Below are 21,869 nucleotides of genomic sequence, written 5' to 3' on the forward strand. Positions count from 1 at the left end.
GAATCGGAAGCAAAACATCATCAAAACTAAAAATCCGTTCATTAATTCAGGAGGAGTTTACATGCAAAAGAAAGCCTTAGTCGTCATTGATATTCAAAATGACATGACAAAAAACTACAAAGAAGTCATCGGTACGATCAATCAGTCAATCGATTGGGCGGTCGAACAGGACATGCATGTGGTCTACATCCGGCATGAAAATTTATCGGCCGGAAGGAGAACGTTTAAAACCGGGACACGTGGTGCCGAGTTAGCACCTGATTTGAAGATCGTGTCGGATCACATTTTCACGAAATATAAGGGCAACGCCTTAACAAGCGAAGCGTTCGCAGCATTCATTGAGCAAAACGACATCACCGACTTTTATCTGACCGGTGGAGACGCGACGGCTTGTGTCAAATCGACTTGCTTTAACTTACGTAAACTGGATTACGGCGTGACGGTGATTACGGACGGCATCACTAGTTACGATAAAAAGAAACTTCCGGAAATGATTGAATACTATGCGAAAAAGTGCAGTCACATCATTCAATTCAATGATTTGCTGTCGATTAACTAACACTTTTGAACAGAAAGCAGCATGAATCAGCTTGAGAGGAATGGAGTAACGTGAAATTAATTTTGATGGGAATCAGTATTATTTTATTTGGGATCGCTCTGATGATCGGTTTTAGTCCAATGGGGTTAAATGACTTGTTGGGTATTAAAATTGGAATGACAATATCACTTGTTGGATTACTCGTTGCGTTCATGGACTTTTTTATCAGCGTGAAGCAATAAGCGAGATATGTGCATACCAAAGTGAAGGAGGTTTTTAATATGAAAAATGTAATTAAAGTACTGATTGTTTTGTCTGTCTCATTAGGTCTGATGTTGACAGGTTTTCCGTCAAACGAAGCCGTGGCGAAAACGAAAAAGGAAACACAACATGACACTTTTAAAAAGCTGAAAATGAACGCCTCGATGACCAGTGTTGCGAAAGTCATGTATGGCAAAAACTATAAAAAACACCTGTGTGACCGCCCGGAAGATGAGGTGAAAGTTAATCTTTTGTGCAGTGGTGAATTGAACGATTCCAACACATATGATAAAAGCGGAAAGCTGAAATATTTGAAGTATGAGTTCTATCTGTACCCAGATGCAAAGGTATCGAGTGAATCGGACAATCCGGATGAAGTGACGTTCCAAACCGTCCGCATGTTGCTCGTATTTAAATCAAAAGAACACAGTAAGCAGTTAAAACTCGTCGAAAAACATTGGTTTGACTCATCTGCTGTCAATTCCAAACGTGTCTATAACGATCAAAAGATTAAAAAAGGGATGACGAAAAAACAGTTGGATGGCGTGCTGACGGGAACAGGGATTGGGAAACATGAGAGAGTCGCGTATATTGACTATTCAAAAGTCGGAAAGCAAGGCGGTAAAAAACAGCCTGTTTTTCCAAAGGCGTACAAGACGTATTCGTATTCCGTTTTGAATCAGAAAGAGAATGTCCTCTATTACTTCGAAACGAAGTACAGTCGAACGAAAAAAGAGTATATCGTTTCGTATGTTGATACATGGAAAGAAGATAATAAATAAAAAACGAGAGAGCTCCTAGATGAAGGAGTTCTCTCGTTTTCTTAAAAGAATAGTTTTGTTTTAATGATTAGCGAATTGTTTTTAAAGCGCCAGCCCAAGGGATGACTTGATCTAGCATTTGGTTAACGGAATCTGCTTGAACCGGTGCCGCTTTTAACACAGCTCCATTCTCAAAGTCAGTGAACAGCGAGAGGGCAGGGTGGACCCGGACGTCTGCGATCAACAATTCGCCCAAAATACCGCGTAAATGTTCTGCTGCGCGTGCGCCGCCGACTGAACCGTAGGAGACGATACCGGCTGCTTTGTTGTTCCACTCGACACGGAGATAATCGAGGGCATTTTTTAAGGAAGCGGAAATCGAGTGGTTGTATTCCTGTGTGATGAACACAAATCCATCCTGAACGGCGATCGCTTCAGACCAGGCAGCTGCACCGGATGCATCGCCGTCTTTTTCGCCGAGAAGCGGCAATTTGTAGTCGGCGATGTCAATGATCGTATAGTGGGCGTCTCCACGTTTGTCCGCCAGTTCTTTGACCCAGTTCCCGACCTGTGGGCTTAAGCGGCCTTCACGTGTTGATCCTAAGATAATCCCAATGTTTAATTTTGTCATGTTCGTTTCCTCCTCTTGTTGTGGTGTTTCCTTTGAACCAAATAATTTACTGAATAGACTCAAGTTAATTCCTCCAGATTAAAGATATTCTTTTTCGATTGTCCGCGTGCTTCGGACGGTATCAATCGGACGAACCATTTGTTCGATTTGTTGACGTTGCGATTCGAGGAACGGTGGTAACGATAATTTTTCTCCGACTGTTTCGTACGGCTCATCGCCCAAGAAACCGGGACCATCTGTTGCCCATTCGAACAGGACGCCTCGCGCCACACGTGCATACAATGATTCGAAGAAGAAACGGTCCACGTAGCCGGATGTGTTGAATTGTAAGTCTTGCATGCGGCTGATCCATTCATTTAAAGCGGCCGTATCCTCCACTCGGAAAGCGACGTGGTGAACGGTACCGAACCCTTGACGTCCGCTCGGAAGGAGGAGGTTATGTTCGACGACGACCTGTGCTCCGTTACCGCCTTGACCCATTTCAAACAAATGCAGTGATCCTGCTTGATCAATTTCTCGCATCAGCATCGCTTTTTCTAAGACTTCTTTTAACCGGTCAAATTCGGCAATCCGGATGTGGATTGGACCCAAGCCGGTGATGGCGAATTCTAATGGAACCGGACCGTTTTGCCACGGAGTTCCGGAGGCAATGCCTTCGTTATGCTCGTCTGAAATCAGCATATACTGCTGGTCATCGAAATCGACGAATGAGAGGGTCTTCTTACCGAACTGTTCTTTAATGCCGCGATGCTTCACATCGTATTTATCAAATCGTTTGATCCAGTAGTGGAGTGCTTCGTCCGTCGGCACGCGGAAAGCGGTTTTAAAGATTTCATTTGTTCCGTGTGTTCCTTTTGGAATGCCCGGGAAGTCGAAGAACGTCATATCGGTACCGGCTGATCCTTTATCGTCAGCGAAGAATAAATGATAGGTCTGAATATCGTCCTGGTTAACAGTTTTCTTGACCAAACGCATGCCTAAGATGTTTGTGAAGAACTCATAGTTTTTCTCGGCACTGCTCGTGATGGCCGTGACGTGGTGGATTCCTTTTAATTCATTCATCTAAATCGCTCCCTTAATCGTTATTATCTCGAATTCGAGATATATAGGTAAAAAAATTTAATTATTTTGGGCTTGGTAGCCTATTTTTTTAGCAGTCTTAATGAACAATTCAATTTCCGCCTGGTCAATCCCTTGGAAAACCTGATTAATGGCTTGTTCATGTTCCGGAAAAATCGTATCCATTAACGTTTGACCTTCTGTGGTGAGTTCCGCAAATGTCACGCGCCGATCCTCCGGACAGGCTTGGCGGACGACGTAGTTCTTTTTTTCGAGCTTATCGATGACATAGGTGATGCTGCCGCTGGTAATCAATACTTTTTTCCCAATCAGCTGAATCGGTTGCCTTCCTTTGTGATACAACAACTCGAGTACGGAAAAATCAGTCGGATTTAGTCCGGACTTCGCAACATCCTGTTTGATGACTTCATGAAGCGCGTCGACTGCGCGAACCATGACTGTCAGTGCTTTTAAGTTCGGATTCGGCTGTTCCATTTCGTTCACCTCTTTTTATCTTCAATTCATATATCTTTAATTCGAGATAAATATACCATTTGTTATTTATGGCGTCAATTGTTTTGATTGGTTTCTGATTTCAGGGACAATTCATTTGCTTAGAGCCAAGAGTGAAGTGAATCCGTACAGCAGTATGAAAAGAGGCAGCCCTTATCGTACGGGTTGCCTTTAGGATGGGGGAATACTTCACCATTTCAGTTCATTTAAAAAGGTAAGAATATCTTGGTTGATTTCGTTCATATCTTTGCCTAATGTCATCAGGTGTTTGGAATGCGCAAATCCTTTAATCGTTTTTTGATCCGAAGTTACGCTTTGAAAAACCTTCTCGGCACTCGTCTTGTACGAGGGGTCATCCATTTCCCCATACATGACGCAAACAGGCGAGACGACCCGTGCCAACTGGTCTCTCGTCCGGTTAATGAGTTGTTCAAAGTCGGCTAGCGAATCAAAGGGAAGGTGATGAAGTTCTGCCATTTCAGATTCGATCTGTTGCTCCTCTTTTCCTTCAAGTTGTTTATACCGCCGGCCATAATAAAATATTCGTTCTTTTAGAACGGCTGCTTCTTTATACATGGGTACGGACATGGTTACCACGCCGTTTACCTTGGACTCCTGTCCCATTTTTAGAGCAAGTACACCGCCAAGGGAAAGACCGACGACTGCTATACGTTCGAACCCTTTGTCTTTTAACAGTTGATAACCGTCGAGAACATCCTGCCACCAGTCAGATGGTCCATACGACAAAAGATCTTCTGCCGGCAGACCATGTCCACTGAATGTCGGGGCATAGCAAGAATACTGATTTTGCTGCAAATAACTTCCAAGATTTTTCATATCATTCGCATTGCTGGTGAAGGAATGTAAGAGCAGAACAGCTTTTTTTCCACCTTCATAATAAAAGGGTTTTGGAGGTAATAGTCTCATAGAAAAGTAAGTCCTCATTTCGTAGTCTGTCTCTTTTTATGGATTTACGTTATTTCGTTCTCACTTCGTAATCAGATAAGATTGTATTTCCGACAGAAGTAAGCATCTCTGAGTTAACAAAAGAGTTTACTAGAAAAAGTAAGTTATCTTTGCTAAAAACGGGATTAATCAGTAGAGCTTTTTGTTCAAAAGCAAAACGGTTTTGATCATAATTAATTATTAGGTCTTTTAACTTTCGTAAATCATTTTTTGAGAGATCGAACAGAATGACCGCTTCATGTATCGTCGTATCTTCCATTGCATCTGGATGTAAATTTCCGAGTAAAGTCAATAACGTACGATTGTGAAATTTCAGCTTTTCGATTTCCTCTATCAAATAGGTATAATTTTTATCTGACATATCTGAGCTCATTCTCCTTTGAGTACATATGATAATATTGTATCAATTTACCAATGGTTATCTTAGGAGATGTTGAAATTTCCTGAACAGAAATGAGTTGGAGGTGTCGATTAAATGCAGTTGCCTACACGACTTGGTACCGATGAGGCCGGCTATATTATTAATCAAACGAGTAGAATGCATATACAAGTGACGTTTCGTCCGGTCATTGAAGAAGTTATAGGCTTATTGAAAAAACAGTTTGGCGAAGTACTTCACAGCGTATACGTATATGGCAGTATCGGTCGCGGCACAGCCGTTGCGGGGAAATCGGATTTAGATTTGACGGTTATTGTAAGAAAGGATGTTCAAATTGATACTTTAAAAGAAGAAACACAAGGCTTGTTGGAGCAGCATCCTGAAATTATTAAAGTTGATTATGACATAGGCATGCTTGCTACAGTGCTCAGTCCTGAAAATCTGTATGAATGGGGATTTTGGATACGTCATGTCTGTTCATGTATAGATGGTTTCGACTTATCTGATCAGTTTCCAGATATGAAACCGGATGTGCGGATCAGTCGTGCTTTAAACCGGGATTTATCCGTTCAGCTACGTATGGCTCATGAAAAACTAGAAACAGGCGAGATGACTCAGACGGAAAAACGATCCCTTGTAAAACGGATGATTCGTGGCACTTACTTGCACGTTAATGTGAAAGATCAAAGTTTTGCATTCACCATTGAGGACAGCCTGTCTATACTGCGTCTGTATTTTCCGGATGATATACTGATCGATGATTTAGCGAAGTCAACTGACAAGATGAAGCTTTCAGATGAATGGTTACATGAGTTGTTGCGTCGATATGCGTTAACTTTTGTTTAACGTTTATCTGCCATACGAGAAATTTCTTGTTCTGTTAAAAAAAGGCGTGAAAAAGGAGATTTTATATGAGAACCAATACATTTTTAGACTGGGAAGTCAGTTTAAGTGAAGAACTCCATGCCGTCATTGATGAGAAAGCTAAGAAAATGGTAGTAATGGGTGGCTTTATAGAATTAAATGCTGTGCTCTGGGTGGATGAAGAAGGAGTCCTTCAATTGAAACCAACATGGGATTGCGTCATTTCAATCAATGCCGCAGAAAAAAAGATAACCATTCGACCGGCAGAATCATTCGGTGAAATCTAAAGTGTTTTACAATAAGAACACGAATTTTTAGGAACAATGATAGAACAATGATATTTGACTGCCAGTAAGAATCACTAATGACTCGTGTTAAATTTGGTGGAACACAAAAACGCCCCCCAAACAACAGGGGACGAAGCAACAATATTTTTTAATTAAACCGTCTCATCCGTAAACGTTTCACCGGTCCGGCGCACGGTCGCTCCGAGTTCAGCTGCCAGCGCATTGATTGCTTCCGAGTCCTCGTTGACTTCGCTGATGATGATGACGCCGTAGTGGTCGGGATTGATCTGGTTGAGTGTCCGGTTAAACAAATCAAACGAATCGCGTTCGTTTTTTTCGTCACGGTTCGCCCCGATCAGGTATCCGGCGACGGAACCGACGAGCATGCCGAACGGTCCACCGACAACGCCGACGGCCATTCCGATCATGGAACCTTTAAACGATTGATCCTGTTGCGTGAAGTCGATCGCATCGATGAAGGAGAAGCCGTCCGTCTCATTGCGTTCGGCGAGAACCATCTGTTCCATTTCAATCTCTTTGATCGCTTCGAGGTCCTTGATCATTTCAAATCCGGTTTTTGCTTTTTCCAAATCGTTGAAAATAATCGTCGTGACGACGTGAGTTGCATCATTTTTATATTGTGCCATAATTTCCGCCTCCAGAAAGTTCTGATATCGTTCTACAATTTAGTAGTACCCGTAACAGAACCATTAAAAACTAGAAACGGTACGGCGTTGTAAGCATATGATTGATATAGCTTCTCAATTAGCCGATAAGTAAAACTTATCGAAGGTCTTTTGTTCTTTCAAATTGTAACGAGACCCATATTATACTATGATAGAGCTGTACAAGTAAGCGGTATCAGGGGCTTGATGTCGTCAACACTTAAAGGGGGAATCAGCATGAAGCAAACGCAACCAACGCAAGACGTGTTTGGTGCACGCCGTTCGTTTGAAGCAAACGGTAAAAATTACAACTATTACAGCCTTGAAAAATTGGAAGAACTCGGTCTGACGGAAGTCAAACGCCTTCCATATTCTATCCGTGTGCTGCTTGAATCCGTCCTTCGTCAACAAGACGGTCGTTCGATTACACAAGAGCATGTCGAAAACTTGGCGAAATGGGGAACTGCCCAAGTATCGAATGATATCGATGTGCCGTTCAAGCCGTCACGCGTCATCTTACAGGATTTCACGGGCGTTCCGACGGTCGTCGATCTCGCGTCACTCCGTAAAGCGATGCAGGACCTCGGTGGAGATCCATCAGTCATCAACCCGGAAGTTCCGGTTGATCTCGTCGTTGACCACTCGGTTCAAGTCGATTCTTACGGATTTGCCGGTGCACTCGCTGAAAACATGGATCTTGAGTTCGAACGGAACGAAGAACGTTACAAATTGTTACGCTGGGCAACAACAGCATTCGATAACTACCGTGCTGTACCGCCTGCAACAGGAATCGTCCACCAAGTTAACCTCGAGTACTTGGCATCTGTCGTTCTTGAAAAAGAAACAGCAGACGGTTCGGTTGATGTTTACCCGGATACACTCGTCGGAACAGATTCGCACACAACGATGATCAACGGACTTGGTGTCCTTGGTTGGGGTGTCGGTGGAATCGAAGCAGAAGCAGGCATGCTCGGACAACCTTCATTCTTCCCGGTTCCTGAAGTTATCGGTGTCCGCATCACAGGTGAAATGCACCCTGGAACAACAGCAACGGACGTTGCGCTCCGCGTGACGGAAATGTTACGTCAACAAAACGTTGTCGGTAAATTCGTTGAGTTCTTCGGACCATCCCTTCACTTGATGTCATTGTCTGACCGCGCGACAATCGCCAACATGGCGCCTGAATACGGTGCGACATGCGGATTCTTCCCGGTTGATACGGAAACGTTGACGTACCTCCGTTTGACAGGCCGCGACGAAGCATTGATTGAAAAAGTCGAAAACTACTCAAAAGCAAACGGCTTGTTCTACACGCCGCAAAACGAAGATCCAACGTTCACGAAGACGGTTGAACTTGATCTGTCGACAATCGTCCCTGCCCTTGCCGGACCAAAACGTCCACAAGACCGGATCGATTTGACGGACGTGCACACGTCATTCCAAAAAGCGTTGACAGCACCACAAGGAAACGCCGGTTTTGGTCTTGCTGAAGAAGAAGCAAGCAAAGTCGCTGTCGTTCAATTTAAAGACGAAGCGGTTGAGATGCGTACGGGAGACCTCGCGATTGCAGCAATCACGAGCTGTACGAACACATCGAACCCGTACGTCATGATCGGTGCCGGACTCGTTGCGAAAAAAGCAATCGATCTTGGACTGACGGTTCCGAAATACGTCAAGACATCACTTGCACCGGGATCAAAAGTCGTTACGGATTACCTTGAGAAATCAGGACTTCAACCGTACCTCGATCAACTCGGCTTCAACACAGTTGGTTACGGGTGTACGACATGTATCGGAAACTCGGGTCCACTTGACCTTGCCGTCGAAAACGCGATCCTCGGATCAGACCTGCTTGTCTCGTCTGTCCTCTCAGGAAACCGGAACTTCGAAGGACGGGTTCACCCGCTCGTGAAAGCCAACTACTTGGCATCACCACCACTCGTCGTCGCGTACGCGATTGCCGGAACGGTTGACGTGGACATCATGAACGCGTCACTCGGAACAGGCAAAGACGGACAAGAAGTCTTCTTCGCGGACATCTGGCCGTCACGTGACGAGATTCAAACGATCATCAACACGGTCGTCACACCGGAAAGCTTCCGTGCCGAGTATGACTCGGTCTTCACAGGAAACGAACGCTGGAACAACCTTGATGTGCCGACAGGCGATCAGTATGACTTCGACGAAGAGTCGACATATATCCAAAACCCGCCGTTCTTCGAGAACTTGGCGAAAGAAGCCGGTCACGTCGAAGCCTTAAACGATCTCCGTGTCTTCGGTAAGTTTGCGGATTCTGTCACGACAGACCACATCTCACCAGCCGGTTCATTCTCGAAAACGACACCAGCCGGACAATACCTCGTCAGCAAAGGTGTCGCACCAAAAGACTTCAACTCATACGGTTCACGCCGTGGTAACCACGAGATCATGATGCGCGGAACATTCGCGAACATCCGGATCCGTAACCAAGTCGCTCCAGGTACTGAAGGCGGCTTCACGACGTACTGGCCGACAGGCGAAACGATGGCAATGTACGATGCTGCAATGAAGTACAAGGAAGATGGCACAGGTCTTGTCATCCTCGCTGGTAAAGATTACGGGATGGGTTCATCACGTGACTGGGCAGCGAAAGGAACAAACCTTCTTGGTGTCAAAGCCGTCATCGCCGAGAGCTTTGAGCGGATTCACCGTTCGAACCTCGTCATGATGGGTGTCTTGCCACTCCAATACGCGGCCGGCACATCGGCTGAATCGCTTGGCTTAACAGGCGAAGAAGCAATCAGCATCGCGATCGACGAGTCAGTTCGTCCGCGTGACGTCGTCGAAGTCACAGCGACAGCGAATGACGGAAAAGTCACGAAGTTCGAAGCAATCGCTCGTTTCGATTCAGAAGTCGATATCGATTACTACCGTCACGGTGGAATCCTACCGATGGTTCTCCGCGAACGCTTGCAAAACTAAACCGTTTACATTAACGTTTGAGGTGGGGGCAACCCCACCTTTTTTGATGCAGAAAGGGGCGAGACCGTGAACCGCTTTAAGAAATGGTTTCAAGCAAAAGAAGAAACGCCGTTGCCCGTTCGCGATGTCACGCTCGATGAAGTCAAACGGGCGACACACGATTTTGAACTGGCGTTGCCGAAAGGAACGAACCGGACGATTTTACTCGATCAAGAACAACGGATCGATATGGCGCGACTGGCACCGCATCTGGGTGTCCGTTCGACGCAGGTCTTCTATATGTCACGCGAGACGTTTGCGATCATGGAAGCGAAGGACCGCGCGACAGTTTACGAGATGGATCATGTCCAGGTCGCCGTCGACCGGTATTTCGACAAAGAGCGCAAGTTACCCCTCAAACCGTACTCGAAGACGTTTCAAGTCGATTGTGCCAAATTGTTTGAACAAGGTTATTTACGCGAGCTGCCCCATCACACGTATTACCTCGTCGATGAATCGATGATTGTCTCACTCGAACCGAAAACAGATTAAGCTTACCGGACTGCCGTTCATCAGCAGTTCGGTTTTTGTATGCAGATAGCCAGCTTTTGAAAAAAACAAGTAATTGTTCAAAAGTCTGACGTATTTCCTCAGAAATGCGTGAATCTTGGACAAACCCTTTGTATTCTAAGCCTAAAACCGATACCATTAACATGAAACGAGACAAATTTAGGATGGTGTACATGGCATGACGAAACGAACGAGCACATGGATTGCAGTCGCAATCGTGGCAATGGCGATACTCCTTGCCTATAATTTTTACCTTTTGAATAAGACACAGACCGCTAATGAAGATAAAGCCGAACCGGTCAAACCGTTTTATACGATGTCACGCATCCAGTATGTCGAAAAGAAATTGTCGACGACGGAAGATGCACTCGAAACACGGACGTATGAAGTCGTTTTTGATGATAAAGGACGTTTCCGGACAGAAGTCATCGACGGTCCATCAGAGGGAACGATGGCGATCTGGGACGGGAAGATGTTCCGGGAATACAATGCGGACGGTAAGTTGTTGAACGAAACGGAAGCATCGAAGAGCGTCAGTGCACCGCGTCCGTTCTTGTCACGCGGATTCAACGAACAGATCCTCAAGTTCATCGAAGACGGTGACTTTGGTCAAGTCGAAGGGGAAGCGGACATCGCCGGCAATGCAGCCGACGTCTTCGTCAAAAAAGAGCCGTCGAGCACGGTGCCGAAAGAATGGATTAAGCAGTATCCATCTTTCTTCGATAAAGACGATAATGCCGAAGAAGCGACGTACTATGTCGCGTCCGACCGGTCAAAAGTACTCGGAGCCGAGTCCCGCAACAACGGAAAGCTGTTTTATTCCGTCAAGATGCAGAAACTCGAAACACTGGATACATTCGACCCGAACTGGTTAAAAGCTAAATGATGAGAAACCGACTGGAGCGTCACATCGTGACGGTCAAAGTCGGTTTTTTCGAGAAGTAGGAGGGATTAACAAAGATGGAGACGTTCTCAAAAGAGGAGATGTTCAAACAAATCGAGGCGTGGGAAGGCGGCGCGAAAGTCGAGGAAGTCCTGGCCTTACGCTATGCGCAAAGCAGTCGTCTGTTGCAGGAAACCGGGGCGTTGGTCCGGATTTTAGCGTTATTGGTCGAGCACCGGTATATCATGACCGGACGGATCGATGCGCTGGCCGAGAGCTGGATGCAGGAAATCCGTCAACACGACCGCCTGCCGGAACGATTGGAACAGCTGCTGATTGAGCAACAGTTGCAAAGCAGCTACCAGTTGCTGGTCGCTAATACATTCCCGACGATTCGGGAAACAGACAATGCCAATGCGAAACGGTCAGCGACAAAAGAATTGATCCAACAGGCGGGACAAATCCTGCATGAAACGGAGCAAGTCGTCGAACAAACAGAACGGTTGCGCCGAATGGATGCCGCACGGTGGTCGGAACTGTTTGAAGCCGGCAAAGCCTTGCTGTTGTCGAGCGCGACGCTTGAACAGATTGCGACGGAGTTTCTCAACAGCTTACAGGAACGGTTTTATTCCCGCGATGCTTTCCGGGAGATGACAGAGCTGAAAGCGACGGCAATCCAAGACTTACGCCGTGTCGTGTCCTTGTTGCCGGCAGAGGTCAAACAGGTCGAACGGTCGGCGCTTGAAGAACTTGATGCGATGATCGGACTGGAGGATATCAAACTGCGGGTCCATCAGATGTACCGTTTTTTGAAGTATCAGCAAAAACGGACGTCGGACGGGTACCGCTCGAGCGATCAACCATCCCTCCACATGATCTTCATGGGGAATCCAGGGACCGGTAAAACGACGCTTGCCCGGTTGATGGCGAAAATCTATCACGAACTCGGTCTGCTGGAGCGGCCGGAAGTCGTCGAGACGGATCGCTCGTCGCTCGTCGGAGCGTTTGTCGGTCAAACGGAAGAACAGGTCATGAGTAAAGTCCGGGAAGCGGTCGGAGGTGTCCTGTTCATCGACGAGGCCTACGCCTTAAAACGGGCCGGTCAAAGCGGCAATGATTACGGCCAAGCCGCAATCGATACGCTTGTCGCTGCGATGACGAGCGGCGAATACGCCGGTCGGTTTGCCGTCGTGCTAGCCGGTTATCCGGAAGAAATGCGTGATTTTCTGAAAGCGAATCCCGGTTTGCGGAGCCGTTTCCCGGAATCGAATCATTACCTGCTTGCGGACTATACGGATACGGAACTGCTTGAAATCGGCCGTTCGATTGCGACCGTCAACGATTATGTCCTGACGGAGCAGGCGGAGCGGGCATTGCTGTCCCGGCTCGAACGGGAACGGGTCGACGCGAGTTTCGGGAACGGACGCGCCGTCCGCAATATCGTCCTCGATGCCATCTTCAAAAAAGGGGCGAGTCTCGGGGAAAGTGCCAGTCACGAAGATTTTGCGCTGCTCGAACAAGCGGATTTTGAACTTGTTGCCTCAGATGATAATACCGTTGAGGAACGACTCGAACAATTGGTCGGATTACAGCCGCTGAAAGCGGAAATCAAACAGATCCAAGCCCTGTTGTCGATGCAGAAGCGCCGCCAGGAAGCCGGATTTAAAGTCTTGCCGGTCGAACTGCATGCGGTCTTCAGCGGCAACAGCGGAACCGGGAAAACGACCGTCGCGGCTTTGTATGCCGATGTCCTTCGCCAGTGCGGTTACTTGAAGCGGGGCCACTTGAAAGTCGTCAGCCGGGCCGATCTTGTCTCGGGCTACGTCGGTCAGACCGCGCAACAAACGCGGGACGTCATCCGTGATGCGCTCGGTGGTGTTCTGTTCATCGATGAAGCGTACGCGTTAAACGGGGGTGCCAACGACTTTGGCAAGGAAGCGATCGATACGCTGGTCGACGAGATGACGAAACATGCCGATAATCTCGTCGTTGTCCTCGCCGGTTACGAACAGCCGATGCAGGCCTTGCTTGCAAGCAATCCCGGACTGAAGTCACGTTTTAAACGGGAGTTCCATTTCCCGAACTATGTGAAGGAAGAACTGATTGAAATCATCATCAATTATGCTGCCCAATACGGGTATCAATTGACGGATGAAGCGAAACAGACGCTTGAGCAGATGATTGAGACGGTTCCGAACGGCAATGCCCGTGCCGCGATTACGATTGTCGAACGGGCAATCGCGAAGCAATCCGTCAGATTAATTGACAAACTTAGCTTAAGCGGTTCAGAATGGTCCTATCTTGAAAAAGAGGATTTTTAAGGGGGAAGCTTCATGTACACGATTGAAATACCAGTCCGTTACGCTGAAACCGATATGATGGGCATCGTTTATCATTCGAATTATCTCGTTTATTTTGAGATTGCACGGACGGAACTGATCAAGTCACTTGGACTTGATTACAAGGAAATGGAAGAAGCCGGATATGTTTCGCCGGTCACGAATGTGAATCTCGATTACAAACGGTCGTTAACATACGGTGACGTGGCACAGGTTTCCGTCTGGGTTGATCATTACGACGGTCTGCGGACGATTTACGGTTATGAAGTCAAGAATGCCGACGGTCAACTGGCGGTCGCAGGAAAAACGTCGCATGTCGTCGTCAAAAAAGAGAACTTCCGTCCGATCCGTTTACCAAAAGTCTTTCCGAACTGGCACGCGATTTACGAACAAATGCGTACCGAAGATGCTGCACTCATCTCAAATTAAGCCTCCGCCCTCAGCAGGATTTCTTGCGTGAGGGCTTTTCTAATCAGTCGATTAGAGGTAACATAGAATAGCACCAAGGAAGCGGGGAATTAAAAATGAAAAAAATCGTAGCAGGCAGTACATTGGCGCTCCTCCTTGCAGGATGTAACCCTGGGGATCAGGAAGCGGAAGACAACTCAAAAACCGAACAGGCGAATAAAAGCGCAGACGAAAAGGCCACTTCAGATTCTGAAAAAAGTGATGCCGAAGTAGCAAAAGAAAAAGAAACAGCAGAAGCGAAAAAAGAAGCCGATGCGAAAGCGGAAGCTGAGAAAAAAGCAGAAGAACAGGCAGCGGCCGATCAAAAAGCAGCCGATGAAAAAGCGGCCGAAGAGAAAACAGCGGCCGATAAAGCAGCTGAAGAGAAAACGACGGAAGAGAAGTCATCGGACGAATCTTCGACAGAAGACAAATCGGCCGATAAAAAAGACGATGGGAAAACCGATTCCGCTCAGGATCCGGAACCTGCCAAACCGTCTAAACCGGAGTCCGAAACACCGGACGTCGATAAATCGGATACAAAAGCCGATTTATCACTGGGTGAGTTAGTCGTCGTCAATAAAAAATACAGCTTACCGATTGATTACAAACCGTCGGACTTAGTCGTACCAAACGTCAGCTTCTCGTATTCAGGTGTCCTTGAACAAAGTTATATGCGGGCACCGGCAGCGAAACAGATGGAAAAAATGTTTGCTGATGCGAAAGCCGACGGCGTGACACTAAATGCCGTCAGTGGATTCCGTTCTGGTTCACGTCAGACGGTCCTTTATAACAACTACGTCGCCCGTGACGGAAAAGTGGCAGCCGATCAATATTCGGCCCGTCCTGGTCACAGTGAGCACCAGACCGGACTTGTGTTCGATATCTCGGCACCAAGTGTCGGGAATGGATTGACGGCAGAACTCGGAGATACAAAAGAAGGAAAATGGATTGCGAACAACGCAGCGAAGTATGGATTCATCGTCCGGTACGACCGTGGGTTCCAGTCGCGGACTGGGTACACGTATGAGCCATGGCACATCCGGTATGTTGGTGTCGGTCCAGCCACACAAATTAAAAATAATGGGCAGACTCTCGAAGAATATATGAAGGTCGGTCACTAATACGTTGGAGGTTGACCATGATTGAAATCATCGGGATTTTAATTTTAGGCTATTTACTCGGCTCGATTCCGTTTGCTCTGCTTGTCGGAAAATGGGGACACGGCATTGATATTCGGCAGCACGGCAGCGGGAATCTCGGGACGACGAACACGTTCCGGGTCCTAGGAAAAAAAGCGGGGATCATCGTCTTGATTGGTGATCTCGGCAAAGGGGCAGTCGCCAGTCTTGTGCCGATTCTGCTTGCTTCCGAACTGCATCCGCTGTTTGCGGGTCTAGCGGCCGTCGTCGGACACATTTATCCGGTCTTTGCCAGGTTCAAAGGCGGAAAGGCCGTCGCGACGTCCGGCGGGATGCTGCTCGTGACGAGCCCGATTCTGTTCCTGGTGCTGTTGATTTCCTTTTTGACGACGTTACGACTGAGCCGGATGGTTTCACTCAGCTCAATCGTCTCAGCAAGCATCGGTATCGTGGCTGCCATCACGATCGGTATCGTCGAGCAGGACTGGATCGTCCCGACGTTCTTTACGATTCTTGCGCTGTTCGTCATCTTTAAACACCGTGAAAATATCAGCCGGATCCGTCAAGGGACGGAATCAAAGATTGGTATGTTTGCGAAAGATAAAAAAGACACCGATTGATTTCAACCGGATGCTGTTGTTCTTCTGTAAAGGAAGGACAGGAGGATCCGTTTTTTTTGTGAATATCTTGTTAATCTGAAAAATAAACGAATTCAACAACATTTCATAGGAATTACACGTTTTTTTACACCGGATTTACAAGACCTTTACAGACGTTCGCTACACTAGAAGTAGTACTTGTCTGTGAAGGGAGTAGTTCATGTGTCGTTATTAGGAGAGGAACGAAAATCACAAATCATGCAATGGCTCGAAGAAGAAGGAAAAGTCATGACGAAGGATTTGATTGACCGTCTGGATGTCTCCGGGGAGACTGTCCGGCGTTATCTCGAGGAACTCGAGCGTGAACGACAACTGAAGCGGGTTTACGGGGGAGCAATCTACCAAGGCGGCAAACAAGAATCGCCGATTTCAAGACGGACCGATCAATTGTCCCGTCGGCTGGCGCGTTATGCGAAAGGTTGGCTGGCGGACTACTCCTGCATCTTTTTAGGCAAAGGGGAGCCGGTCGAACATCTGTTACCGTACTTGAGCGGCAGCGCAACGATTGTCACGAACTCGTTGTCGATTGCCAGTCATCTCGAACAGTGCCGGGAAACGGGACCGTTCCACGGCGAAATACGATTACTCGGCGGAACCGTCGATTCATATGGACAGACGGTTGGGGTCGAAGTCTTGCAGGCGCTTGATGCCTATGCGTTTGACGCGTCTTTTTTGACGTTCGACGGAGCCGAGATCGAGCGGGGATTCGTCAGTGATGACATCGAGTCGTCGTTGATTCAAAAAGCCATCATCGGTCGGACAAAGGATGTCTATGCCTTTTTGGCGTGTGACGAATTCGAGGGCAACCGGAAATATAAGGTCGCGGAATTCCGCCGCGCTAAAATCGTTCTCAGTCCCTCGACCTATCCGCCGTCTTGGGAGATGAAGCTGTTTAATGAACGGGTGAATTGGACCGTCGTCTCATGATACACTAGGGCGGGAGGGATGTATCATGTTAGAAATCATTGCAGCAACAGTAGAAGAAGCAACAGCCGCCGAGCGGGCGGGAGCCGACCGGCTGGAACTCGTCTCGGCCTTATCAGAAGGCGGATTGACGCCGAGTTACGGATTGATCCGGCAGGTCTTGTCTTCGGTCGAGATTCCGGTCCACGTCCTCGTGCGACCGCACAGTAAATCGTTTGTCTATTCGAAAGCCGATCAGGAAACGATCATCACGGACATTGATTTGATTCGGGAACTCGGAGCAGCCGGAATCGTCGTCGGTTCATTGACGGCAGACGGACGTGTTGATGAAGGATTCCTTGGACGAATCATCAAACATAAGGGCGATTTGTCGCTGACGTTCCACCGGGCAATCGACAGCAGTCGTGACATCTTGGAAGCAGCTGAAGTATTGGCTGATTTTCCAGAGGTCGACCGGATCTTAACGTCAGGCGGACACGCGACGGCACTTGAAGGTCAAGCCGTCATCGCCCAGTTGATTGAGCAAAATCCCGACTTGATCGTCTTGCCGGGTTCCGGCATCACGGTCGAGCGGGCGGAAGAATTACTTAAAGCAACTCAGGCAACCGAGCTACATGTCGGATCAGCCGTCCTCGTCGACGGTCAAGTTGATGCTGATAAAGTCGCGGCGCTGAAACAGCTGCTTGCGCGTTAAAAAAGAGCTTTAGGGTTTGAAGAAGAAATCATTCTGCTTTTCACTCGCTTTCCTCAGGCGAGACACAAGCCAGTTTCCCTGCCCTTATGGTCAGGGAAGCGGGTCTTGTTTGTCTCTGACAGCGCAAAAAAATGCGCTTTTTCCTGTAGGAGTCTCATGAAGCGAATCATTTCTTCGAAACGAATGTAGGGAGGCGGACTTTCAAATCCGTCTCCCTATTTTTGGTGAAAATAACGATTGGGTCCATTATTTCATTTTGATAGGTATTTTACTTCTCTCATTTCCCTTACTGAGAGAACAAAGTCTTATTAGAGTCAGCTGCCCAAAAATCGACACATCTTGAAGGAATCGAGACAGGGATTGCTATTTTTTCAAGACAGACTACGGTAAACTATAACAGGAAAGTTGAAAGGTAAAGGAGTTCATCATGACAAATCTACAGTACAAACAAGCTGCACTCGCGACGCTGAAAGGAAAGTGGCTGACAGCGCTCAGTATTTCGATCGTTTACTTCTTAATCTTTGCGCTGGCTGCCAGTCGGATGTCGTTTGATCAAGACGATCTCGACAGCATGCTTCGCTTCGTCGCCTTGAACATCGTCGTGACTATTGTCCTCGCACCGGTTACGGTTGGACGGACGATTTCCTACTTACGTCTCGTCCGTGGTGAGACGGCAGGAATCGGCACATTATTCGAAGGATTTTCATCGATCCGCTTTTATTTGAAGGTAATGGCTGCCTATACGGTTGTCACGTTGCTCGTCTACTTGGGTTCTTTTTTGATCGTACCGGCGATCTATTTTTACTTGATGTATCGACTGGTTCCGTTTTTGTTGATCGACCGACCGGATCTGTCGTTTTTCCAAGTACTCGGGGAAAGCCGACGGATGATGCATGGTCATAAGTGGCGTCTCGTGAAGCTGTACCTCAGCTTCATCATCTGGGGCATTCTCGCCTTACTCAGTACTGTCGGAGTTGTCCTGCTGACACCGTATTTCGATACGACGATGGCACATTTTTATGAGCAGTTAAAAAAAGAACAACAGACAGCGACACGTTCCGCGTAAAAAAACGAGTCTGATCCACCCTTCATCGGGCGGGTCAGACTCGTTTTGTCGTGTCGTCTCTTAACGTGACGGTGTTTTTTCTTTTAACAGCAAGTAAAGAGCTTGTGTTCCTGATTCGGCATGACCGGACGCGGCCAGTTCCTCATACAAGTCTTTGACGAGGGCAAGACCCGGTGTCGAAATGCCCATCTCATCCGCACGTTCGAGTGCCAAACGCATGTCCTTGATGAAATGTTTGACGAAGAAGCCGGGAGAATAGTTTTCCGCAATGACACGCGGAATCAAATTCTCGAGCGACCAGCTGCCGGCCGAGCCACTTTTGATCGTCGCGACGAACTGTGTCGGATCGATGCCGGATTTCGTGACGAACAGCAACATTTCCGCTGTTCCAATCATCGATCCGGCAATCGCGATCTGATTGGCGAGTTTAGCCGACTGCCCTTGTCCCGGACCACCAAAGCGGGCGATTGATTTGCCCATCGCCTCGAACAGTGGTTTGACCGTATCGAAGGCTGCTTCTTCGCCACCGACGAGAATCGCGAGTGTCCCGTTTTTTGCACCGAGATCGCCGCCTGTGACCGGTGCATCGAGGGCGTGAAGTCCTGTTTGAGCAGCTTGCTCCGCAATCCGGATTGCGAGTGCGGGACTTGATGTCGTCATGTCAATGACGATCGTCCCCGGGTTTGCCGATGCTAAAATGCCGTCTTCCGCCAAATAAATCTCTTCCACGTCCTGCGGATATCCGACGATCGAGATGACGACGTCGACATCCGTCACGGCTTCCTGAATCGTATCGACGATTACGGCGCCGTCCTGTTCGAGCGGCAGCCCTTTTTCTTTTGTCCGGTTATAGCCTTTGACGGAAAAACCGGCTTTTAATAAATTGCGGACCATGCCTTGACCCATGACACCTAGTCCGATGAAACCAATTGTTTTTGTCATCTGTTACTCCCCCTGGTCGTTTCGGTTTGACCGATGAATTGTTGCGTTACGAGTTTATTATACAAAACATTCGACGCGACGAGGGCGTCATGTGTCCCGATGCCGGAAACACGTCCTTGTTCGAGGACGACGATTTGATCGGCATGGCGGACGGTGGCGAGACGGTGGGCGATGACGAATGTCGTCCGTCCTTCCATCAGCCGTTCGAGCGCTTCCTGAACGACACGTTCCGACTCGGAGTCAAGACTTGAGGTTGCTTCGTCAAGCAGTAACAGCTCCGGATCGCGCAGAAGGGCGCGGGCAATGGCAATCCGTTGCCGCTGACCGCCGGACAGTTTGACGCCCCGTTCGCCGATCTCGGTTTCGTATCCTTGCGCAAACGACCGAATGAATTCGTCGGCATTGGCCATCTCGGCCGCTTCCCGGATTTGTTGCTCCGTGACCTCACCCGTTAAGCCATATAACAGGTTGTCGCGAATCGTCCCGGACAAGACCGGCGAATCCTGAGCGACGTAACCGATTGAATTCCGCCAGCTCGCCAGTTCAAACTCGTTGATGGCATGTGGACCGAGTTCGATCTGACCAGCCGTCGGTTGATAAAAGCGTTCGAGCAGAGCGAACAACGTTGATTTTCCGGAGCCGCTTGGTCCGACGATTGCCGTCGTTTGACCACGCGGCAAGGAGAAGGTGACGTCGTGCAACAGTGTCGTATCATCATAACCGAACGACAGTTGGTTAAAATGAACCGCTGCGAACGGGCGCTCGACCTGACGTGTTCCGTCGGTTTCCGGCTGTTCTTCGAGCAATTCGGAAATCCGTTCCGTCGCTCCGCGTGCTTTTTGCAGTTTTGAGACGAATTCGGTCATCGTCACGAGCGGAGTCATGATTTGGAACAGGTATAACGAGAAGGCGACGAGCTCACCGGCTGTAATCTGATTCGTTGCGACGCGGTAAGCACCGAAGCTGATGATGATGATCAGCATCGAAGTCAAGGCAACGTTGAAGACCGGCAGCAAGATGGCTTGGACTTTCCCTTCCTTGACACCAAAACCATACAGATTCTCAATCCGGGTCTGTCCCCGGTCCATCTCATACTCTTCCGTCGCCTGTGATTTGATCAGGCGGACTTCACCCAGCATTTCCGCAAAAAATCCGGATAATCCGGCCAGTTCTTTTTGCGTCTCACGGGAAATCTGGTGAAGCTTCCGAACGAGCGGGATGATGATCAATAACGTAATCGGCACGGCAATCACCATCACGAGCGTCATCTGCCAGTCGAGGAAAAATAAGATCGTGATTGCACCGACGATCGAGACGATCGATGTCAACAGACGCACGAGTTGCTCCGATAATAGCTGTTGTAACGTCGTCGCATCATTATTGAGACGCGAGACGAGTTCACCGGATTTCGTTTCGTCGTAAAATGGAATGGGTAAAGCTAGCAGGTGTTTCCATAACATCGTCCGTAAATTCGCGACGATCCGTTGTCCCGCAATGTGCAGCCAATAGATGGAAAACGCATTGCTGATCATTTGGACGATGAAGATCACGATGAACAGGGTGATCAACCCGGGTGTCAGGCGATCGACGGAAAAATTGTCAATCAAAGACTTCAAGAACCATGGAATCATCAGGGCAGCGAGTGCCTGAATGATGGAAACCGTTACGGCAGCCGACAGCAGTCCAATCGGTGGTTCGCTTTTTTTGAGTAATGATAAAAATGATTTAAATGTAGCAGGTTTCACTTCGGCACATCCTTTCCTGTCTATTGTCTGTTTTATGGAGAAGATGGTCAACTTCGAACGATTCACTTGACAGTCATTCCTGTCGTCACGGACACTAAAAGAAGTGAACGGAAGTAAGGAGTGACAGGACATGAAAATATGGATTGATGCCGACGGCTGTCCGGTCGTGGATTTGACGATTCGGCTCAGCCGAGGATATGAGGTGTTTTTAGTTTGTGACACGGCCCATCAATTCAATCGTGCCGGTGCAACGACCATCACCATCGGTCAAGGGCATGATGCGGTTGATTTTGCCATCGTCAACCGAATGGCGCCGGGGGATATCGTCGTGACTCAGGATTATGGTCTCGCAGCGCTGGCGTTGGCACGTAAAGGACAGGCGATTGACCAGAACGGTCGGGTTTTCACGAACGAGAATATTGATTTTCTGTTACATACCCGGCATGTCGGACAGGAAATTCGTCGGGCCGGCGGGCGGACAAAAGGACCGAAGAAACGGACACGTCAAGAAGATGCGTCTTTTGAGCAGTCCTTCAGCCGTCTGTTGACTGAAAAAACGGATTGAATTTCCTGTCTCAGCAATCGGTGTACATG

At 48.0% G+C, this 21,869-nt stretch carries 24 protein-coding genes; 16 read left to right on the forward strand and 8 right to left on the reverse strand.

What is annotated here, in order from left to right:
• The first annotated feature begins 61 nt into the window (after nucleotides 1-61).
• The 3 genes from EXIG_RS05980 to EXIG_RS05985 are packed head-to-tail and all read left to right on the forward strand — an operon-like array spanning nucleotide 62 to nucleotide 1,581.
• Nucleotides 62-559: a cysteine hydrolase family protein gene (locus EXIG_RS05980; protein WP_012370032.1), complete on the forward strand. Its 498-nt coding sequence runs from the start codon at nucleotides 62-64 to the stop codon at nucleotides 557-559.
• A gap of 50 nt (nucleotides 560-609) precedes the next feature.
• Nucleotides 610-780: a hypothetical protein gene (locus tag EXIG_RS15885; protein ID WP_012370033.1), complete on the forward strand. Its 171-nt coding sequence runs from the start codon at nucleotides 610-612 to the stop codon at nucleotides 778-780.
• Nucleotides 781-819: 39 nt separating this feature from the next.
• Nucleotides 820-1,581, forward strand: a complete 762-nt coding sequence (locus EXIG_RS05985) for a hypothetical protein (protein ID WP_012370034.1) — start codon at nucleotides 820-822, stop codon at nucleotides 1,579-1,581.
• Between the two features lie 67 nt (nucleotides 1,582-1,648).
• Here EXIG_RS05985 and EXIG_RS05990 read toward each other — a convergent pair whose 3' ends face one another.
• From EXIG_RS05990 to EXIG_RS06010, 5 genes are all read right to left on the reverse strand, one after another.
• Nucleotides 1,649-2,191 carry an NADPH-dependent FMN reductase gene (locus EXIG_RS05990; RefSeq protein WP_012370035.1) on the reverse strand — a complete coding sequence of 181 codons (543 nt, stop codon included), beginning with the start codon at nucleotides 2,189-2,191 and terminating at the stop codon, nucleotides 1,649-1,651.
• 78 nt (nucleotides 2,192-2,269) lie between these two features.
• Nucleotides 2,270-3,253, reverse strand: coding sequence for a ring-cleaving dioxygenase (locus tag EXIG_RS05995; protein WP_012370036.1), 984 nt, complete (start codon nucleotides 3,251-3,253; stop codon nucleotides 2,270-2,272).
• Nucleotides 3,254-3,310: 57 nt separating this feature from the next.
• The gene (locus EXIG_RS06000; protein WP_012370037.1) at nucleotides 3,311-3,745 is read right to left on the reverse strand and encodes a MarR family winged helix-turn-helix transcriptional regulator; all 435 of its coding nucleotides are present in this window, start codon (nucleotides 3,743-3,745) and stop codon (nucleotides 3,311-3,313) included.
• Between the two features lie 207 nt (nucleotides 3,746-3,952).
• Complete coding sequence (locus tag EXIG_RS06005; protein ID WP_012370038.1) at nucleotides 3,953-4,690, reverse strand: alpha/beta hydrolase; 738 nt, start codon at nucleotides 4,688-4,690, stop codon at nucleotides 3,953-3,955.
• A 49-nt stretch (nucleotides 4,691-4,739) separates the two neighbouring features.
• The gene (locus tag EXIG_RS06010; RefSeq protein ID WP_012370039.1) at nucleotides 4,740-5,090 is read right to left on the reverse strand and encodes a hypothetical protein; all 351 of its coding nucleotides are present in this window, start codon (nucleotides 5,088-5,090) and stop codon (nucleotides 4,740-4,742) included.
• Between the two features lie 114 nt (nucleotides 5,091-5,204).
• On the opposite strand from EXIG_RS06010, the gene EXIG_RS06015 reads away from it, so the two are divergent.
• Nucleotides 5,205-5,954: a nucleotidyltransferase domain-containing protein gene (locus EXIG_RS06015; RefSeq protein ID WP_012370040.1), complete on the forward strand. Its 750-nt coding sequence runs from the start codon at nucleotides 5,205-5,207 to the stop codon at nucleotides 5,952-5,954.
• Between the two features lie 65 nt (nucleotides 5,955-6,019).
• On the forward strand, nucleotides 6,020-6,259 hold the full coding sequence (locus tag EXIG_RS06020) for a hypothetical protein (RefSeq protein ID WP_012370041.1): 240 nt from the start codon (nucleotides 6,020-6,022) through the stop codon (nucleotides 6,257-6,259).
• A 152-nt stretch (nucleotides 6,260-6,411) separates the two neighbouring features.
• Here EXIG_RS06020 and EXIG_RS06025 read toward each other — a convergent pair whose 3' ends face one another.
• Nucleotides 6,412-6,906, reverse strand: a complete 495-nt coding sequence (locus EXIG_RS06025) for a hypothetical protein (RefSeq protein WP_012370042.1) — start codon at nucleotides 6,904-6,906, stop codon at nucleotides 6,412-6,414.
• A 255-nt stretch (nucleotides 6,907-7,161) separates the two neighbouring features.
• On the opposite strand from EXIG_RS06025, the gene acnA reads away from it, so the two are divergent.
• The 10 genes from acnA (at nucleotide 7,162) to EXIG_RS06075 (ending at nucleotide 18,588) form a co-directional block, all read left to right on the forward strand.
• Complete coding sequence (gene acnA, locus EXIG_RS06030; protein WP_012370043.1) at nucleotides 7,162-9,885, forward strand: aconitate hydratase AcnA; 2,724 nt, start codon at nucleotides 7,162-7,164, stop codon at nucleotides 9,883-9,885.
• Between the two features lie 66 nt (nucleotides 9,886-9,951).
• Entirely contained in the window at nucleotides 9,952-10,416 is a 465-nt protein-coding gene (locus EXIG_RS06035) for a DUF3939 domain-containing protein (protein WP_012370044.1), read from the forward strand.
• A gap of 196 nt (nucleotides 10,417-10,612) precedes the next feature.
• The gene (locus EXIG_RS06040; protein WP_012370045.1) at nucleotides 10,613-11,320 is read left to right on the forward strand and encodes a hypothetical protein; all 708 of its coding nucleotides are present in this window, start codon (nucleotides 10,613-10,615) and stop codon (nucleotides 11,318-11,320) included.
• A 74-nt stretch (nucleotides 11,321-11,394) separates the two neighbouring features.
• Nucleotides 11,395-13,638: an AAA family ATPase gene (locus EXIG_RS06045; protein ID WP_012370046.1), complete on the forward strand. Its 2,244-nt coding sequence runs from the start codon at nucleotides 11,395-11,397 to the stop codon at nucleotides 13,636-13,638.
• 12 nt (nucleotides 13,639-13,650) lie between these two features.
• Nucleotides 13,651-14,085 (forward strand): acyl-CoA thioesterase, encoded by a 435-nt coding sequence (locus tag EXIG_RS06050; protein ID WP_012370047.1) that lies wholly within the window; start codon nucleotides 13,651-13,653, stop codon nucleotides 14,083-14,085.
• Nucleotides 14,086-14,180: 95 nt separating this feature from the next.
• Nucleotides 14,181-15,227: a M15 family metallopeptidase gene (locus EXIG_RS06055; RefSeq protein WP_012370048.1), complete on the forward strand. Its 1,047-nt coding sequence runs from the start codon at nucleotides 14,181-14,183 to the stop codon at nucleotides 15,225-15,227.
• 17 nt (nucleotides 15,228-15,244) lie between these two features.
• Nucleotides 15,245-15,865, forward strand: a complete 621-nt coding sequence (gene plsY, locus EXIG_RS06060; protein WP_012370049.1) for a glycerol-3-phosphate 1-O-acyltransferase PlsY — start codon at nucleotides 15,245-15,247, stop codon at nucleotides 15,863-15,865.
• A gap of 201 nt (nucleotides 15,866-16,066) precedes the next feature.
• The gene (locus tag EXIG_RS06065) at nucleotides 16,067-16,831 is read left to right on the forward strand and encodes a DeoR/GlpR family DNA-binding transcription regulator (protein ID WP_012370050.1); all 765 of its coding nucleotides are present in this window, start codon (nucleotides 16,067-16,069) and stop codon (nucleotides 16,829-16,831) included.
• A 25-nt stretch (nucleotides 16,832-16,856) separates the two neighbouring features.
• On the forward strand, nucleotides 16,857-17,522 hold the full coding sequence (locus tag EXIG_RS06070; RefSeq protein ID WP_012370051.1) for a copper homeostasis protein CutC: 666 nt from the start codon (nucleotides 16,857-16,859) through the stop codon (nucleotides 17,520-17,522).
• Between the two features lie 427 nt (nucleotides 17,523-17,949).
• On the forward strand, nucleotides 17,950-18,588 hold the full coding sequence (locus EXIG_RS06075) for a DUF975 family protein (protein ID WP_012370052.1): 639 nt from the start codon (nucleotides 17,950-17,952) through the stop codon (nucleotides 18,586-18,588).
• A gap of 60 nt (nucleotides 18,589-18,648) precedes the next feature.
• On the opposite strand, the gene EXIG_RS06080 is transcribed toward EXIG_RS06075, so the two are convergent.
• Together EXIG_RS06080 and EXIG_RS06085 are read right to left on the reverse strand one after the other, a co-directional pair.
• Complete coding sequence (locus EXIG_RS06080) at nucleotides 18,649-19,530, reverse strand: NAD(P)-dependent oxidoreductase (protein WP_012370053.1); 882 nt, start codon at nucleotides 19,528-19,530, stop codon at nucleotides 18,649-18,651.
• Nucleotides 19,527-21,275: an ABC transporter ATP-binding protein gene (locus EXIG_RS06085; protein WP_012370054.1), complete on the reverse strand. Its 1,749-nt coding sequence runs from the start codon at nucleotides 21,273-21,275 to the stop codon at nucleotides 19,527-19,529. Before EXIG_RS06085 ends, EXIG_RS06080 begins: the two co-directional genes overlap by 4 nt.
• A gap of 130 nt (nucleotides 21,276-21,405) precedes the next feature.
• Here EXIG_RS06085 and EXIG_RS06090 point away from each other — a divergent pair, with 130 nt between their 5' ends.
• Complete coding sequence (locus EXIG_RS06090) at nucleotides 21,406-21,840, forward strand: YaiI/YqxD family protein (protein WP_012370055.1); 435 nt, start codon at nucleotides 21,406-21,408, stop codon at nucleotides 21,838-21,840.
• Nucleotides 21,841-21,869 lie beyond the last annotated feature (29 nt).

It is taken from the genome of Exiguobacterium artemiae 255-15, assembly GCF_000019905.1.
Lineage (GTDB): Bacteria > Bacillota > Bacilli > Exiguobacteriales > Exiguobacteriaceae > Exiguobacterium_A > Exiguobacterium_A artemiae.